The sequence below is a fragment of the Aquirufa sp. 5-AUSEE-100C1 genome, assembly GCF_054558655.1.
Genome location: NZ_JBPXKO010000002.1, coordinates 64,724 through 80,659, shown reverse-complemented (window position 1 = coordinate 80,659; position 15,936 = coordinate 64,724). Strand labels below are relative to the sequence as shown.

The window sequence follows — 15,936 nt, the reverse complement described above, 5'->3', positions numbered from 1 at the left end:
ATTTCTGCTTACCTTTGTGTTTTCGTTTTTAAAATAGGACAATATGCAGGAGGATAGTATACGTTTGGACCGCATTGAAGATGCGATTGAGGATATTCGTCAAGGGAAGATGATTATAGTGGCCGATGATGAAAATCGGGAAAACGAGGGAGACCTAATTTGTGCTTCTGAGGCAATTACGCCTGAGATTGTCAATTTCATGATTCGCGAGGCACGTGGTTTAATGTGCGTTTCCTTAACGAATGAGCGTTGTGTTGAGCTGGGATTGGAGATGATGGTGGATCAAAATACGACCTCGCATGAAACCCCATTTACTGTTTCTGTGGATCTTTTGGGACATGGATGTACTACGGGTATTTCTGCGCAAGATCGGGCAAAAACAATTCAAGCATTAGTGGATCCTGCTACAAAGCCCTCGGATTTGGGTCGGCCGGGACATATATTCCCCTTAAAGAGCCGTTCCGAAGGAGTTCTTCGTCGGACGGGTCACACGGAGGCTTCCATGGATTTTGCCAAATTAGCCGGCTTTAAGCCATCGGGTGTTTTGATTGAAATCCTGAATGAGGATGGATCGATGGCGCGCTTACCTGATTTACGGAAGATTGCGGATAAATTCGATATGAAGTTGGTGACCATCAAGGACTTGATTGAATATCGATTGGCGACAGAATCCTTAATCCAACGGGAAATAGGAGTGGATATGCCTACCGAATGGGGTCATTTTGACCTTATTGCTTATAAGCAGAAGAATACGGGTGATACGCATTTAGCTTTGATTAAAGGTACTTGGGAAGCCGATGAGCCTGTCATGGTACGTGTGCATAGTTCGTGTGTGACGGGAGATATTTTTGGTTCTTGTCGGTGCGACTGCGGAGGTCAATTGCACCAAGCGATGGAGATGGTCGAAAAAGCTGGAAAAGGAGTTGTGTTATACATGTTCCAAGAAGGTCGAGGAATTGGTTTATTGAATAAGTTAAAGGCCTATAAACTACAGGAGCAGGGGCGTGATACGGTCGAGGCGAATTTGGAATTAGGCTTTGCGATGGATGAGCGCGACTATGGAGTGGGAGCGCAAATTCTGCGAGATTTAGGCATTCGTAAGATCAAGTTGATTTCAAATAATCCGAAGAAACGCGCGGGCTTATTGGGCTACGGATTAGAGATTGTTGATTCGCTTCCGATTGAGATTCCCTCGAATCCGCACAATGAGCAATACCTCAAGACGAAACGAGATAAAATGGGTCATACCATTTTAAAGAAATAAAAAAAGGCTCCGATTTTTCGGAGCCTTTTTTTATTAGTTGTTTCCTAAAATAATGGGTGCTGATTTGTTGCCTCCCATGATGATTACTTTGGTATTGGGTGATTTAGCTAACTCTTTTTGCGCAATTATGGATTCGTATTGCAATTGCTTGTCGCTAAGTCCCGTTGATAGAATTTTTTGGTAATCCGCGATACCTTGCGCCTCTACACGCTTTCTTTCTGCCTCTTGCTTTTCTTTCAGTAAAACGAATTGCATTTTCTGTGCATCTTGTTCGGCATTGATTTTCGACTCGATCGTTTGCTTCACGGAGTTAGGAAGATTGATGTTACGAATGAGGAGTTGTTCCAAGACCAAACCTCTTTTCTTGAAATTGTTTTCAATATCTTTGTAGATACGCGCTTGGAATTCATTCCGCTTCAAGGAGTATAAGGCTACCGCATCGTAATACACGGCATTGTCACGAATCATAGTTCGCGTAATCGGGCGAACGACTTTGTCCTTATAATCTGGTCCAATTTCCTTCAAGATCGTGGGTGCCTTGGATGGTAGGATGCGGTAAAGAACAGTTAAGTCAACCACGACCTCTAGTCCATCCGCAGTTAACACACGAATGGCATCATCCCCTTCGCGATCTCCTTCGTCATGGACGGCCGACATCGTATAGTTTTGTGTTTTCGCGTCAAATACGGTTATCGAGGCTAAGGGATTTACGATATTTAATCCACTAGATAGGGTTCCTTCAGAGACCTTACCAAATACACTTTGCACACCCACTTCACCAGCATCAATTTGCTTAATCGTGGAAGAAGAAATGCCCAAAATGAATAATACAAGGGCAGTAATTCGCAAGGGTCTTGCAAATTTTGAGAAAATCAGATTGGGATTGTCGATGGCTTTGCTGGCAAGATATGCCATAACGCTTAAAATGATGAGTAGCATAATTTGTATAATTTAGGCTGAAAGGTACATATTTCTTTGCGTTTAAATTCAAATTGGGGGTAACGTTTTTCGGCAAAATATAGCTAATTTTGGATATGATTCAGTTGAAGCACATACACAAAGAATTTGACGGTCGTGTTGTTTTAGATGGGATAGACGCAAGTTTTCAGCCTGGAAAAATTAACATGGTGATCGGAGGTAGTGGAACAGGAAAGAGTGTATTGTTAAAGTGTATGATTGGAATTTTAAAGCCTGAAGCCGGAGAGGTCTTGTATAACGGTCGGGATTTTTTACAGGCCGACCAAGATACGGTCAAAGCGATTCGTCGGGAAATGGGTGTTCTCTTTCAAGGAGGAGCCTTATTCGATTCCAAGACGGTTTTGGAAAATGTTCGTTTTCCGTTGGATACCTTGACTTCGCAGACGGCGGAAGAAAAAAATGCGCGCGCGATGCTTTGTCTTCAGCGTGTGGGTTTGGAGGCTGCTGCCAATCAGATGCCATCCGATATTTCCGGAGGGATGAAGAAACGTGTAGGTATTGCGAGAGCAATCGTCATGAATCCCAAGTATCTGTACTGCGATGAACCCAATTCAGGGCTTGATCCGTTGACAGCTGTTAAAATTGATTTGCTGATTCAAGAAATCACCAAAGAGTTTAATATCACGACCATTGTGATATCCCATGACATGAATTCGGTGATGCGTATGGGCGAATACATTATATTTTTAAAAGACGGTAAGAAGATTTGGGAGGGAAGTAATCAGAATTTGTTGACCAATGACGTTCCTTCGTTGCAAGAGTTTTTATCGACTAAATTGATTTAATATGCCCTTTGCTAAATCGGCTCCACGCGTTCGTGAAAATGTTTCCATGCTACCCTATAATACCTTTGGTATCGATGTGTCAGCCCGATATTTTGTGGAAATCAATCATTTGCAGGAATATATCCAACTCGTTCAAGATGGACAATATGCACATGTTAAGCATTTGTTTTTAGGTGGAGGGAGTAATTTATTATTGACTCAAGACATCGATGCGCTCGTGGTAAAAATTCAAATGTCGGGCATTGAGGTGATTGATGAGAATGCAGAATATGTTTGGGTGAAAGCGGGCGCTGGTGTGGTTTGGCATGATTTCGTATGTTATGCGGTGGATCATCATTGGGCTGGAATCGAAAATATGTCTTTGATTCCGGGGACGGTTGGAGCCGCACCGATGCAAAACATTGGTGCCTATGGAGTCGAGATTAAAGATACGTTTGATCATTTGGATGCGCTGAACTTAACGACCTTGGAGGTTGAACGTTTCGATACGCTTCGCTGTGCATTTGGATATCGTGAAAGCTATTTTAAGCATGCTGGAAAAGGAAATTACCTGATTGCTTCGGTGTGTTTCCGATTAAACAAAAAGGCTAATCCGCAGACCTCATATGGGGCTATTCAAACCGTTCTAAGCGAAAAAGGAATAAGCCACCCAAGTATCAAGAACGTTGCGGATGCGGTGATTGAAATTCGGCAGAGTAAGTTGCCAGATCCGAAAGAGATTGGTAATTCGGGTAGTTTTTTTAAGAATCCAACGGTTTCAGCCACTGAAGCCGAACGTTTAATTACATCATATCCGGGTATCCCGCATTATGCAGTGGAAGGAAGTACGGATGTTAAATTCCCAGCGGGTTGGTTGATTGAACAGGCCGGTTGGAAAGGTTATCGTGCCGGAGATGCGGGCGTTCACGCCAAACAGGCTTTGGTTTTGGTGAACTACGGAAAAGCGAAGGGGAGCGAGGTTAAATCGCTTTCGGAGCAAATTAAAAAATCGATTTTGGACAAATTTGGTGTCGCTTTAGAGACCGAAGTAAATATATTATAACATGCAGTTACCCTCATTAGAAAATTTAGGAAAGGGGCCATTCTTTTTGATGGCCGGAAGTTGTGCCATTGAAAGTAGGGATCTTGCTTTTGAGATTGCTGAACGGATTGATGGTATTACCAAATCGATGGGGATTCCCTATATTTTTAAAGGTTCTTATCGCAAGGCCAACCGCACAAAAATCGATTCCTTTACAGGGATTGGAGATATTAAGGCGCTTGAGATTTTGAAAGAGGTGGGTGCGCATTATGACTTGCCTACTGTTACGGATATACATGAAAGTTCAGAGGCGGCGATGGCAGCTGCCTATGTGGATGTCCTTCAAATTCCGGCTTTTTTATGTCGGCAGACCGACTTACTCGCTGCTGCGGCACAAACGGGTAAAGCAGTTAATATTAAAAAGGGCCAATTCATGTCGGGCGCTTCGATGAAATTTGCCGTAGAAAAGGTCTTACATGAAAATCCACAAGCACAGGTTTATTTGACAGATCGCGGTAATTCCTTTGGTTACGGGGATTTGGTGGTCGACTACCGTAATTTGCCAGAGATGTCCAATATTGGAGTGCCTGTGATCATGGATTGTACGCATTCGCTGCAGCGCCCGAATCAGGGGAGTGGGGTGACCGGTGGCCAACCCGCTTTAATTGAAACCATTGCGAAAGCTGCAATTGCTGTCGGTGCCGATGGCTTATTCATAGAAACGCATCCGAATCCTTCGATAGCTAAGTCGGACGGAGCCAATATGCTTCCTCTAGATCAATTGGAGGGTTTATTGGAAAAACTTTTGAAAGTTCGCCAAGCCATCGTTTAGGGGCTGTAAACCAATTGAATTCCCAGGTCCGTTTTATGTGATGTGGGAATGGTATCTAATCCGGAACCGATTTCATCCTTTTGGAAGAAGTCGGTTCTTGCTATTTTTATTGCCAAGGATATTCGATTAATACCCTTGTATTCCATCACGAGCACATGTCGGGTGCTGGGATCATAGTAGGCGGGAAGTAGAAAGGCGTAGGGAAGACTGGGTTCAAAGGCATACAGGCGTGTGTCGTAGCTCGCCGACCACACCCAGGCACTTCTCACTTGAATTTTGAATCGTTTATATTGAAAATCAATATCATGCAGATTAAGATATCCGGATTCAATCTGTTTTCCTGCACGAATGTGCGCCCACATGATTCGTCCATGCCATTCGAGAAAGCGATATTTTTTGTTCCAATCGAAACTGGCTTGATAAAGATTGAATTGGGCATCCTCACGTACTTTTTGTGTCCATTTGATTTGCAGGAAGTATTGACCTAATTTTCGTCTGTCCCATTGATAACGGCTCAATAATTCAAAACCAAGTTTATTCGATACCCATCGACTGCTAGTTTCGGATGGGAATCGAAATAAATCAATGTAGCTTGACAGTCGGCGGTATTTACTCAGTTGATACTGATGGCCTATGTATAGGCCTATTTCATTTTTATTCGTTGAGCTCTCCCGAAAAGCATTGGCCATCGGGCTGAAGTAGCTAGCTTGGTAATAGCGCACGATGGCAGAAAAATCCATCTTTTTGGATGCAGCGATCGAAAAGGCTTGAATCATCGCCCAAGCTGAAAAATTAGCATGAGCCAATTCACCGGAGAATCGTTTATTTCCATGTTGGACTAAATAACTCACTGAGCTGTTGGAGAGATTTTTCCCCGACCAATCTAATGGCTCGCTTGGGCGATACACGTAATTCCAGTTCGTCCAAGTATGCGATAAGGTTACATCAAAGTGGGGTTGACTATATCGAAAATTGGCCCCTGCCGCTTTTTCATTTAATCGGTTTTTCTGACTTATTTCGGTAGGGGTACGATGTAATCCGTCCAATTGAAAAGCTCGGAAATAACTGCTATCCTTGGAGAGGATGAGATCTTTTTTACGATTTGAGAGATAGAATTGATATTGCCAGCTTCCCTTTAAAAAATGAAAATTAAGGCCCCGATAAAATTCCGATTCTCCCGATGATGTATAGGGCAATCCCCCACCATGGAATTTTTGTGTGGCACGGATACTCTCGTAACTCTTCCCTAAGCTAAAGGAACCGGACTGAATCAGTCCTTGACCCCATTGATTGATAAAGTCTCCCAGAATCCATTTATATTGCCCATTCGGGTGCTTAATTTCGATAAAGCCGCTGTAAAAATCGAAGTAATTGGGTTCGCCGGCATCCTTCGCAATCAGTATGCCGCCGCGAAGAAATGAATTCACATATCCTCGGTAACGAAATACTTGATTCCAGGGGTTTCCCAAGTAACGCGTTTTGCTGCGTGAAGTAGGTTCCGAAAAGCCCTTTTTCTGCTCAAGCGTTCGTTCTGAGCGGAGCAGTATTTGGTGTTTAGGGTTGTCGGGACTTAGCCAGTTTTTGGGGAGGGGCCGACAAACCATCAATCGCTGAATGATTCGTAAGGTGTTTATTTCAAAGTGCGGAATGCTTTGTAATTCATACATGGATAGAAAACGGCCAATTTGCTGACGGTGATTGATAAAGGCATTTATTTGTGTAGCATCCAAGATGCCTAATGCAATCAATTCAGCCTCCCCGACTAGGTTGATATCCAGAGGATTTTGTTCATAAAAAGCGATGATGCCTTGTTTCTCTTCCGTTAGCACAAGCGAGTTTTGTGCTAGGATTGAAAAGGGGAGGAGCCAACAAACAAAAATGAGCTGTTTCAAGTTTTTTTCTTGAAACTAGCTCATTCGAATGTTTTGATAGATTAAAAAACTGATAAAGAAAATCAGTTAGCTGAATTTACGTTCGATTAAATTGTATAGCTCGTGTTTGGCCGCATTTTCCTCGAAAGAATAACGCGTTTCTATTTCTTGTTTCCAGGTAGCAGGCTGAGCTTCGAAGTCGATGAATTCAATGAATCGACTGAATTCTTCGGCGTTTCCGTCGAATAATTCTTGGATAAAATTGAGGCGTTGGAAAAGGGAAATGCTTTCGGCCAACAGCGATGTCATTTGATTCGCGACCAAATTTTTCAAAGTATGATCTTCCACTTGAATGGTATCCAGCACCTTTTCTTCCGTGGAATCCGCAAGCATGTCCTTGATACTTTGTGGTTTTTCTTCTTCTGTTGGGCTTAATTCGCTGATGTCTGGCAACTCATTGGATACTTCGAAGTAGTCTGAAACAGGGCTAGGGATTAATTCCTCCTCTTCTTGAATTTCTGCTTCCCGGGCCACCTCGGCTAAATCCGAAGGCGCAATTTCGATTTCAGGGGTAAATTCAGGTTCCTCGGGTAGATCTTCCAAGGAATCGGATGGGCGTTCGTAATATACCTCTGCATTTAATAAATCTGCAAAGCTTGGAATTTCTGGTTCTGGGCTAGGTGCTTCGATTTGGCCGCCCAATGCTTGAATCCATGACATCCAAATACGTTCAGGCAATTGGACTTGCATCAAAAGACTTTGCGCCATCGATTGCCATTTTTCTTGCATGCGTGGATTCTCCCAATCAAAGTTGGGTAAATTTTCTTGCAGACGGTCTCCACTTAGTTGTTGGAGTAAATCGGCTTGAATCGCCGCCAAAATACTTGGGTCGATTTCGAGGGACAGTATTTCTTGAAAAGTTACGAGTGAATCGTCGGCTGACCAGTAGTATACAAAAAGATTGGGTGTTGTGGTCATCATGTTATCTTATTTAATATAGAGTGCGTCGCAGGCTTTCATGGCGGCATTTTGTTCAGCCTTCTTTTTCGAATAGCCTTTGCCTTCGGCTATTTTCTCATTTTCGAGCAAAACGAATGCCGTAAATTCTTTGTTATGGTGTGCCCCTTCTTCGTCTAAGGTGAATTGGACCTTTTTCCCCTCTTTTTGCGCCCATTCAATCAGTAATGATTTGAAATTCGGGTTGTTTTGAACAACCGTATCCAAATCAAAATACTGGGCTAAAATCTTTTGGGTAACGAATTTCTGAGTAAAACTAAACCCTTTGTCTAGATAGACGGCTCCAATGAATGCTTCCAAGGCGTCACCATACATGCTCGAGCGCGACAAAGAGGTCTTTCGTTGGTTTTCATACTCAATCACTTCCTCAAGTCCCAATTTGCGACCCAGCACGTTGAGGGATTCTCTACTCACCATGCGTGAACGGATTTCGGTTAGAAAACCTTCGTCTTTGAATGGAAATTTCTTGAACAGATAGGAAGCGGTAATCATGCCGAGAACGGAATCCCCTAAGAATTCCAAGCGCTCGTTAGACTCTTTGTAGGTTTTTGAAACGGATTCTCGGGATGCCGAGGCATGCAAAAAGGCTAATCGGTATAATTCTAGATTAGAAGGATTAGCCCCGATAAGGTGTTTGACAGATTCATAAAGGTGTTTCTCGCGTTCATCTTTGGGATTTAGGCCGAACCAGGACAACGGAGAAAATAACTTCATAAACTAGATCTTTCTAAAGATGATGGTTGCATTGTGTCCACCAAAACCGAAGCCATTGCTCAATGCAACATCGATTTTACGCGCCTTACCCACGTTTTCCGTTAAGTCAATGCGTTGATCAATTTCTGGATCACGATTGAATACGTTGATGGTTGGTGGAACAAATTGATTTTTAATCGCTAATACCGAGGCAACTGCTTCAACAGCCCCAGCACCACCTAATAAGTGACCCGTCATGGATTTCGTGGAAGAAATAGCCATTTTATAAGCATGTTCTCCGAAGCAATCTACGATGGCTTTAATTTCTTGTGGATCACCAATCGGAGTTGATGTACCGTGTGTGTTGATGTAATCTACTTCCTCCGGCTTGATTTGTGCGTCTTCCAAGGCATCTTGCATCGAAAGTAAGGCACCATAACCATCTGGATGCGGAGCAGTGATGTGATAGGCATCGGATGAGAACCCTCCACCGATTAATTCAGCATAGATTTTCGCACCACGAGCTTTAGCGTGTTCGTATTCTTCCAAAACCAAAGCACCTGCTCCTTCGCCTACCACGAAACCATCACGGTCAACGTCATAAGGACGTGATGCCGTCGCTGGATCATCATTGCGCGTAGACATAGCATGCATGGCCGTAAAACCTCCTACCGATGCGATAGTCACTGGGGCTTCCGAACCTCCGGTGATGCAAACGTTCACCCGACCGGTGCGGATGTAGTTGAAGGCATCAATGATGGCATTATTCGCTGATGAACAAGCCGATACCGTTACATAATTCGGGCCACGGAATCCATTCCGAATGGAAATTTGTCCGGAACTCGAATCGGCAATCATTTTTGGAATAAAGAAGGGATTGATTTTCGGTGTGCCATCTCCTTGTCCGAAATAAATCATTTCGTCCTCAAAGGTTTTTAATCCACCGATTCCTGATCCCCAAATAACACCCACCTTGTTTAGGTTTAATTTCTCCATATCGAATCCCGCATCTGCAATCGCTTCATCGGAAGCAACAACTGCATACTGGGTGAATGGGTCCATTTTACGGGCCTCTTTGGTATTGATAAAATCTTCTACCTTAAAGTCTTTTAACTCACATGCAAAGCGCGTTTTGAATTTTTCAGCATCAAATCGTGTAATTGGTGCACAACCACTTTTACCCGCGGCTAGGCCTTCCCAGAATGCGTCAACTGTGTTACCAATGGGTGTCAGAGCACCTAGGCCCGTTACCACTACGCGTTTTAACTCCATGTGTTATTTAATAGACTTTGTTACAATAAAAAATGTCAATTAGTCAGGGGTTCAACTGAGGATAGAATCCTTAGGAATTACCATGTACTAATTGACATCATTATGATCGTGTGATTCGATTACTTTGCGTTTTCTTCCAAATAGGCTACTGCTTGTCCTACCGTTTGGATATTTTCAGCTTGGTCATCTGGGATAGAAACATTGAATTCTTTTTCAAATTCCATGATCAATTCTACCGTGTCTAAGGAGTCAGCTCCCAAATCGTTTGTGAAAGACGCCTCAGTTGTAACTTCTGATGCCTCAACACCTAACTTCTCTACGATGATGCTTTTTACTTTTTCTGCAATATCTGACATTTTATAAAAATTTTGGGGTTCAAAAACGATGCAAAGATTAGAATTAAAAGTTAGAATATCAAACAAATTTTATTCCATTTTGCACTTTAAAAATATTAATTATAAACGATTTAATTCTTTTTGGAAAAAACTTCGCTGACCTAGTCTGTTTTTACTTAAAAACAGAGCGATGCCGCTCCTAAAAGTCCGGCGTCATTTCCCAATAAAGCCTTCTTAATATTTAACTTTTCCAAGTAGGCAGGGGTCAACCAATAGTTTAATTGACGTTCCATGCTCGGTAAAATAAAGTCATAGGATGCCGATAAACCACCACCGATGAAGATGTTTTTGATATCTAAAATTCGGATTAGGGATACCAACATATCTCCTAACAAACTACCCACCTCATCCCAAATCGCTAAAGCCAAGGCGTCACCTTCTTCCGCGGCTACGACTAAGGCCGTCGTTGATATGGTACCATCGGATGCCAACACAGTTTGCCCCGTATAATTTGCACGCATTTCAGTCGCTAATTGAAGTAATTCTTTCTTACCTACATTACGCTCTAAAACCTTTCCGTTTTTAGATGGTACATGACCTGGTTCCATCGCGTTACCATCGCCGCCTAAGAAGATTTTACGATCGATGATCGCTGCACCTCCTACGCCTGTACCCAAGGTAATAAAAATGAAATCCTCTGGCATGACGTTTTTCTCCGGAGAGAAATAGAATTCGCCTAAGGCTGCTGCATTCGCATCGTTTTCCATGAAGAACTCATGTTCAGGGAAGCGCTTCTCCAGCATATCGATCATGGGTGAACCATCAATCTCTGGAATAGCTGTAATTTCAATCAATGTCCGACGATTTTTCGTTAAGATACCTGGAAGGCCGATACCTACCTTCTTGACATTCTTATGCTGGTATAATTGCAAGGCAATCGCATCTGCTAAACGATCTAAAAAATGGTGTGATTCACGCCAAGTAGCGGTATCGTAGCTTTGGAAATTGCTGATTTGGCCGGTGTCCGAATGTACGATGCCCATTTTAACGCCGGTACCTCCTACGTCAATTCCTAAATATTCTGCTGCTGCCATAGTATCCTATTAAATTGAAAGACTAATTTCTTGATTTTTCATGGCAATTTCAAATCTGATGGGAACTCAATTGTAAATTCGCTCCATTTTCTCCATGATTTGAGCCACGGCAGGGCAGATGAGGGCGTTCTTTTGGGTGAGGTTCATGATGCCCAACATGTTTTTGCGGTTGGTGTGTGGGTATTCCCTACAAGCCTTTGGGCGATGCTCGTAGATCTGACAGGTATTGTCTTCCAGCGTTAAGAAGGGGCAAGGAGCCGCTGGATATACCCAGTCGCCGTCTGAATCTTTAATTAAATATTGGTCGAGGAATTGCGCGACCTTCATTTTTAGTAGATGAGCAACGCGTTGTATATCGGTCTCATTCCACATCGGACTGGTCGTTTTACAACAATTTCCGCAGGTGAGACAATCCATATTTTCGAATACCTGATCATGGGCTTTTTCGAATTGCATATCCAAGTCGCGGGGCTTTTTCGCCTTGATGCGTTGAAAAACTTTCTTGAAGCTTGGATCCTTGGGCATGCTAGATGTCGGCGTGAAAACAAGCACGGCAACGTGCCTGGTAGGATTCTGTTTCTCCTAAGAGTACCGTTTCTTCCTTGTCAACGATCCGGTAGGAGTAATGAGCGACAGCCCCACATTGCACACATACTGCATGCACCTTGGTGACATACTCGGCGATTGCCATGAGTTTAGGCATGGGGCCAAAGGGATTTCCTTTGAAGTCCATGTCGAGGCCTGCGATGATGATACGTTTGCCTTGATTGGCTAATGCGTCTACAACTTCGACGATGGAATCATCGAAGAATTGCACTTCATCCAATCCCACCACATCACAATCTCCCGCCAAAAGAAGTATTTCGCTTGCACTTAAAACGGGCGTGGAGCGAATCGAATTTTGGTTGTGGGAAACGATGTCCTCGTCATGGTAGCGGGTATCTGAGGCAGGTTTGAAGATTTCTACGCGTAATTGAGCAATCTTCGCGCGCTTCAAGCGACGAATTAATTCTTCCGTTTTACCGGAAAACATGGAGCCACAAATAACCTCTATCCAGCCGAGGGCCTGGGATTTTTGATTGGAACGCGAATGGGTGGGTTCTAAAAACAAGGGCGTAAAAAGCCCCTGAAATTGCATTCAGGGGCTGATAAATAGATTAATTATTTGGATGAGAATGTCGCAGAGAAATACTCACGATTCATTCGTGCAATATTCTCTAACGAAATGCCTTTTGGACATTCTGCTTCGCAAGCACCTGTATTTGAACAAGCACCGAATCCTTCTTCGTCCATTTGAGCAACCATTGCTTCCGCACGTTTGGCTGCTTCCACTTTACCTTGCGGTAATAGGGCCAACTGCGAGATTTTCGCGGAAGTAAATAACATCGCGGATGCATTTTTACAAGCTGCTACGCAAGCACCACAACCGATACATGCCGCTGCTGCAAATGCATCATCTGCATCCTCCTTCGGAATTGGAAGGTTGTTTGCATCTTGTGCGTTACCCGTGTTCACGGAAACGAATCCACCTGCCGCAATGATACGGTCAAAGGCAGAACGGTTCACCACTAAGTCTTTGATTACCGGGAATGCACTCGCTCTCCATGGCTCTACCGTAATGGTTTCGCCGTCTTTGAATGAACGCATGTGCAATTGGCAAGTTGTTACACCGCGGTTTGGTCCGTGAGGACGTCCATTGATGTACATCGAACACATTCCGCAAATACCTTCGCGGCAATCGTGGTCAAATGCTACCGGATCATCTCCTTCTTCGATCAAACGGTTGTTTAACACGTCAATCATTTCCAAAAATGACATATCGGTGGAAATACCACTTACTTGATAAGTTTCGAACTTACCAGCTACGTTGGCATTTTTTTGTCTCCAAATTTTGAGTGTCAGGTTTAAATGTCCTTCCATTGTATCGAATTATTTATAAGATCTCTGAGCAATTTTGATATTTTCGTACTTCAATTCTTCTTTATGTAAGTCGAATTTTCCGTCTCCTTTGTATTCCCAAGCCGCTACGTAAGCGTATTTTTCGTCATCACGTAATGCTTCTCCATCTTCCGTCTGGTATTCTACACGGAAGTGTCCACCACAACTTTCGTTGCGATCTAATGCATCGATACACATCAACTCGCCCAATTCAAGGAAGTCGGCCACACGACCCGCTTTCTCTAATTCAGGGTTCAAGTTATCGATCTCGCCTGGGATTTTAACATCCGACCAGAATTCCTTCTGCAAGGCTTGAATTTCTTTGATCGAGGCTTTCAATCCTGCTTCGCTACGTGCCATACCGCACTCATCCCACATGATTTTACCTAAACGCTTGTGGAAGTAATCCACCGGCTTCGTTCCTTTGATGTTCATCAAGGTCTCCAAACGATCACGTACTGCTTTCTCAGCAGCTACGAAATCTTCAGAATCTGTTGACATCGCCGGGGTACGAATCTCGGAAGCCAAGTAATTACCAATTGTATATGGAATGACGAAGTATCCATCAGCTAAACCTTGCATCAAGGCTGACGCTCCTAAACGGTTAGCACCGTGATCTGAGAAGTTAGCCTCTCCTAAAGCATATAATCCAGGAACTGTCGTCATCAAGTTGTAATCTACCCAAAGCCCACCCATCGTGTAGTGAACCGCTGGATAGATACGCATAGGAACCTCATATGGATCTTCACCGGTGATTTGCTTGTACATATCGAACAAGTTGCCGTACTTCTCTTTAACGACTGCCTTACCCATCGCTTGAATTTCTTCATCCGATGGATTGTGGATGTTGTTTTTATTCGCTTCTGCTTTACCGTAACGAATGATCGCCGCCGCGTAATCCAAGTAAACGGCCATCTTAGAAGCTCCCACACCGTAACCTGCATCGCAACGCTCTTTCGCAGCACGTGATGCAATATCACGCGGTACCAAGTTACCGAATGCAGGATAACGACGCTCTAAGTAATAATCTCTTTCATCCTCAGGAATCTCGTTCGCCTTACGATTATCGTTTTGTTTCTTCGGTACCCAAATCCGTCCGTCATTACGTAATGACTCGGACATCAAGGTTAATTTAGATTGGTGATCACCCGAAACTGGAATACACGTAGGGTGAATTTGCGTATAACATGGGTTGGCGAAGAAGGCACCCTTTTTGTGTGCTTTCCAAGCCGCTGTTACGTTGGATCCCATGGCATTGGTCGACAAGTAGAATACGTTACCATATCCACCCGTGCATAACAATACTGCATGTCCGAAGTGACGCTCCAAGGCTCCTGTCACCGAATCACGAGCGATGATGCCGCGCGCTTTTCCGTCGATGGTTACCACGTCCAACATCTCATGTCGGGTGTATAATTTTACGTTACCCATTCCCACCTGGCGTTGCAAGGCAGAATATGCACCTAATAATAATTGCTGACCAGTTTGACCGGCTGCGTAAAATGTACGTTGTACTTGCGTTCCACCGAAAGAACGGTTCGAAAGTAATCCGCCGTATTCACGAGCGAAAGGTACACCTTGCGCTACGCATTGGTCGATAATGTTACCAGATACCTCAGCTAAACGGTGAACGTTAGCCTCACGTGCACGGTAGTCACCGCCTTTGATCGTATCGTAGAACAAACGGTAAACCGAGTCACCGTCGTTTTGGTAGTTTTTTGCTGCGTTGATACCCCCCTGTGCGGCAATAGAGTGCGCACGACGTGGAGAATCTTGGAAGCAGAATACTTTGACTTTATATCCTAATTCAGCTAATGAGGCTGCTGCAGAGGCACCAGCCAAACCTGAACCAACGACCACAATTTCCAAAGAACGCTTGTTGGCAGGATTCACTAAGGGCACGCTCGAGCGGTACTTGGTCCATTTTTCAGCCAGCGAACCTTCTGGTATTTTAGCATCTAATTTTGTCATAATCGTATCAGCTGAGGAATTATTGAATCAATTTAAAATAGAAAGCAATGGGCATGGCTGCGAAGGCCGCTGCGATAACGATTGAGTAAATCGCACCAATCGCTTGAATGGTTGGCGTGTATTTTGGGTGGTTCCAACCAATCGTTTGGAATGCACTTTGGAAACCATGTAATAAGTGATATCCCAAAGAGATACATCCCAACACATAAATAATCACCACGATAGGACTTTCAAATACCACTTGCATTTCATTATACAAGGTATGTGTCTCCGTTAAGTCGTTTGTTAAACGCGAGAAGTACCAGAAATGCTTTAAGTGGATGATAAGGAATAACAATAACAAAGTTCCCAATAGACCCATGGAACGTGAGTACCACTTGCTATTCGCAGCGCCGTCTACGACAGCATATGCAACGGGACGTTTTTTCTTGTTTTCGAACCACAAACGTAGACCATCAAAAATGTGCAACAACAATCCACCAAATAAAACGATTTCCATCGTACGAATGATTGGGTTGTGCGCCATAAACTCAGCACCTTCATTGAAAGCAACACCCCCATCATTTAAGAAGATCGTTGCATTCAGACCACAGTGAACAATTAGGAAGCTAATCAAAAATAGGCCTGTAATTGCCATGAGAAGCTTTTTTCCAAGGGATGAATTAAGAGATTTTGCTAGCCAAGCCATAAATTAGGTTATTAGATTTAGGTAAAAACATTCAGAGCTAATTAATCAGATTAACTGAACCACTGAATTTTAGCCTTCAAAACTACAATCCAATCGCTTGTCAATCAAATTAATCAAGTAAAAAATCTGTTTTTTTTACGATTTTAATTTTGCCTTAGTAACTTGCTGACCATCTCA

At 43.4% G+C, this 15,936-nt stretch carries 16 protein-coding genes; 4 read left to right on the top strand and 12 right to left on the bottom strand.

Annotated elements, in window-relative coordinates:
* Positions 1-43 precede the first annotated feature (43 nt).
* Positions 44-1,264 (top strand): bifunctional 3,4-dihydroxy-2-butanone-4-phosphate synthase/GTP cyclohydrolase II, encoded by a 1,221-nt coding sequence (locus ACMH5P_RS04200; RefSeq protein ID WP_459493069.1) that lies wholly within the window; start codon positions 44-46, stop codon positions 1,262-1,264.
* Positions 1,265-1,297: 33 nt separating this feature from the next.
* On the opposite strand, the gene ACMH5P_RS04195 is transcribed toward ACMH5P_RS04200, so the two are convergent.
* Entirely contained in the window at positions 1,298-2,203 is a 906-nt protein-coding gene (locus ACMH5P_RS04195) for a prohibitin family protein (protein WP_459493068.1), read from the bottom strand.
* 95 nt (positions 2,204-2,298) lie between these two features.
* Between ACMH5P_RS04195 and ACMH5P_RS04190 the strand changes: the two genes are divergently transcribed.
* From ACMH5P_RS04190 to kdsA, 3 genes are read left to right on the top strand one after another with little or no spacing between them, the layout of a single operon-like run.
* Positions 2,299-3,027 carry an ABC transporter ATP-binding protein gene (locus ACMH5P_RS04190; RefSeq protein ID WP_459493067.1) on the top strand — a complete coding sequence of 243 codons (729 nt, stop codon included), beginning with the start codon at positions 2,299-2,301 and terminating at the stop codon, positions 3,025-3,027.
* Position 3,028: 1 nt separating this feature from the next.
* On the top strand, positions 3,029-4,069 hold the full coding sequence (murB, locus tag ACMH5P_RS04185) for a UDP-N-acetylmuramate dehydrogenase (protein ID WP_459493066.1): 1,041 nt from the start codon (positions 3,029-3,031) through the stop codon (positions 4,067-4,069).
* 1 nt (position 4,070) lies between these two features.
* Positions 4,071-4,880, top strand: coding sequence for a 3-deoxy-8-phosphooctulonate synthase (gene kdsA, locus ACMH5P_RS04180; RefSeq protein WP_459493065.1), 810 nt, complete (start codon positions 4,071-4,073; stop codon positions 4,878-4,880).
* On the opposite strand, the gene ACMH5P_RS04175 is transcribed toward kdsA, so the two are convergent.
* The 11 genes from ACMH5P_RS04175 to ACMH5P_RS04125 all read right to left on the bottom strand — a co-directional run bounded on the left by ACMH5P_RS04175 (position 4,877) and on the right by ACMH5P_RS04125 (position 15,759).
* On the bottom strand, positions 4,877-6,772 hold the full coding sequence (locus ACMH5P_RS04175; RefSeq protein ID WP_459493064.1) for a hypothetical protein: 1,896 nt from the start codon (positions 6,770-6,772) through the stop codon (positions 4,877-4,879). The two genes, kdsA and ACMH5P_RS04175, sit on opposite strands and share 4 nt — an antisense overlap.
* A gap of 66 nt (positions 6,773-6,838) precedes the next feature.
* Positions 6,839-7,732 (bottom strand): hypothetical protein, encoded by an 894-nt coding sequence (locus ACMH5P_RS04170; protein WP_459493063.1) that lies wholly within the window; start codon positions 7,730-7,732, stop codon positions 6,839-6,841.
* A gap of 6 nt (positions 7,733-7,738) precedes the next feature.
* Positions 7,739-8,482 carry a ribonuclease III gene (gene rnc, locus ACMH5P_RS04165; RefSeq protein WP_459493062.1) on the bottom strand — a complete coding sequence of 248 codons (744 nt, stop codon included), beginning with the start codon at positions 8,480-8,482 and terminating at the stop codon, positions 7,739-7,741.
* 3 nt (positions 8,483-8,485) lie between these two features.
* The gene (fabF, locus tag ACMH5P_RS04160; RefSeq protein ID WP_459493061.1) at positions 8,486-9,733 is read right to left on the bottom strand and encodes a beta-ketoacyl-ACP synthase II; all 1,248 of its coding nucleotides are present in this window, start codon (positions 9,731-9,733) and stop codon (positions 8,486-8,488) included.
* Between the two features lie 119 nt (positions 9,734-9,852).
* A complete protein-coding gene (locus ACMH5P_RS04155) occupies positions 9,853-10,089 on the bottom strand; it encodes an acyl carrier protein (protein WP_315577664.1) in 237 nt (78 codons plus the stop codon).
* Positions 10,090-10,244: 155 nt separating this feature from the next.
* Positions 10,245-11,162 carry an ROK family protein gene (locus ACMH5P_RS04150; protein WP_459493060.1) on the bottom strand — a complete coding sequence of 306 codons (918 nt, stop codon included), beginning with the start codon at positions 11,160-11,162 and terminating at the stop codon, positions 10,245-10,247.
* 66 nt (positions 11,163-11,228) lie between these two features.
* Complete coding sequence (locus tag ACMH5P_RS04145) at positions 11,229-11,687, bottom strand: YkgJ family cysteine cluster protein (RefSeq protein ID WP_459493059.1); 459 nt, start codon at positions 11,685-11,687, stop codon at positions 11,229-11,231.
* Between the two features lies 1 nt (position 11,688).
* Entirely contained in the window at positions 11,689-12,273 is a 585-nt protein-coding gene (locus ACMH5P_RS04140) for a thymidine kinase (protein WP_459493616.1), read from the bottom strand.
* A gap of 50 nt (positions 12,274-12,323) precedes the next feature.
* Complete coding sequence (locus tag ACMH5P_RS04135; RefSeq protein ID WP_459493058.1) at positions 12,324-13,082, bottom strand: succinate dehydrogenase/fumarate reductase iron-sulfur subunit; 759 nt, start codon at positions 13,080-13,082, stop codon at positions 12,324-12,326.
* Between the two features lie 9 nt (positions 13,083-13,091).
* Positions 13,092-15,071 carry a fumarate reductase/succinate dehydrogenase flavoprotein subunit gene (locus tag ACMH5P_RS04130; RefSeq protein ID WP_459493057.1) on the bottom strand — a complete coding sequence of 660 codons (1,980 nt, stop codon included), beginning with the start codon at positions 15,069-15,071 and terminating at the stop codon, positions 13,092-13,094.
* 19 nt (positions 15,072-15,090) lie between these two features.
* The gene (locus ACMH5P_RS04125) at positions 15,091-15,759 is read right to left on the bottom strand and encodes a succinate dehydrogenase cytochrome b subunit (protein ID WP_459493056.1); all 669 of its coding nucleotides are present in this window, start codon (positions 15,757-15,759) and stop codon (positions 15,091-15,093) included.
* Positions 15,760-15,936 lie beyond the last annotated feature (177 nt).

Excerpts from the sequence above, each read along its gene's own strand:
- ACMH5P_RS04200 (WP_459493069.1), top strand. The coding sequence starts at position 44 with ATGCAGGAGGATAGTATACGTTTGGACCGCATTGAAGATGCGATTGAG.
- murB (WP_459493066.1), top strand. The coding sequence starts at position 3,029 with ATGCCCTTTGCTAAATCGGCTCCACGCGTTCGTGAAAATGTTTCCATG.
- ACMH5P_RS04190 (WP_459493067.1), top strand. The coding sequence starts at position 2,299 with ATGATTCAGTTGAAGCACATACACAAAGAATTTGACGGTCGTGTTGTT.
- ACMH5P_RS04130 (WP_459493057.1), bottom strand. The coding sequence starts at position 15,071 with ATGACAAAATTAGATGCTAAAATACCAGAAGGTTCGCTGGCTGAAAAA.
- ACMH5P_RS04135 (WP_459493058.1), bottom strand. The coding sequence starts at position 13,082 with ATGGAAGGACATTTAAACCTGACACTCAAAATTTGGAGACAAAAAAAT.
- rnc (WP_459493062.1), bottom strand. The coding sequence starts at position 8,482 with ATGAAGTTATTTTCTCCGTTGTCCTGGTTCGGCCTAAATCCCAAAGAT.
- ACMH5P_RS04170 (WP_459493063.1), bottom strand. The coding sequence starts at position 7,732 with ATGATGACCACAACACCCAATCTTTTTGTATACTACTGGTCAGCCGAC.
- ACMH5P_RS04155 (WP_315577664.1), bottom strand. The coding sequence starts at position 10,089 with ATGTCAGATATTGCAGAAAAAGTAAAAAGCATCATCGTAGAGAAGTTA.
- ACMH5P_RS04145 (WP_459493059.1), bottom strand. The coding sequence starts at position 11,687 with ATGCCCAAGGATCCAAGCTTCAAGAAAGTTTTTCAACGCATCAAGGCG.
- ACMH5P_RS04125 (WP_459493056.1), bottom strand. The coding sequence starts at position 15,759 with ATGGCTTGGCTAGCAAAATCTCTTAATTCATCCCTTGGAAAAAAGCTT.
- ACMH5P_RS04195 (WP_459493068.1), bottom strand. The coding sequence starts at position 2,203 with ATGCTACTCATCATTTTAAGCGTTATGGCATATCTTGCCAGCAAAGCC.
- fabF (WP_459493061.1), bottom strand. The coding sequence starts at position 9,733 with ATGGAGTTAAAACGCGTAGTGGTAACGGGCCTAGGTGCTCTGACACCC.
- ACMH5P_RS04150 (WP_459493060.1), bottom strand. The coding sequence starts at position 11,162 with ATGGCAGCAGCAGAATATTTAGGAATTGACGTAGGAGGTACCGGCGTT.
- kdsA (WP_459493065.1), top strand. The coding sequence starts at position 4,071 with ATGCAGTTACCCTCATTAGAAAATTTAGGAAAGGGGCCATTCTTTTTG.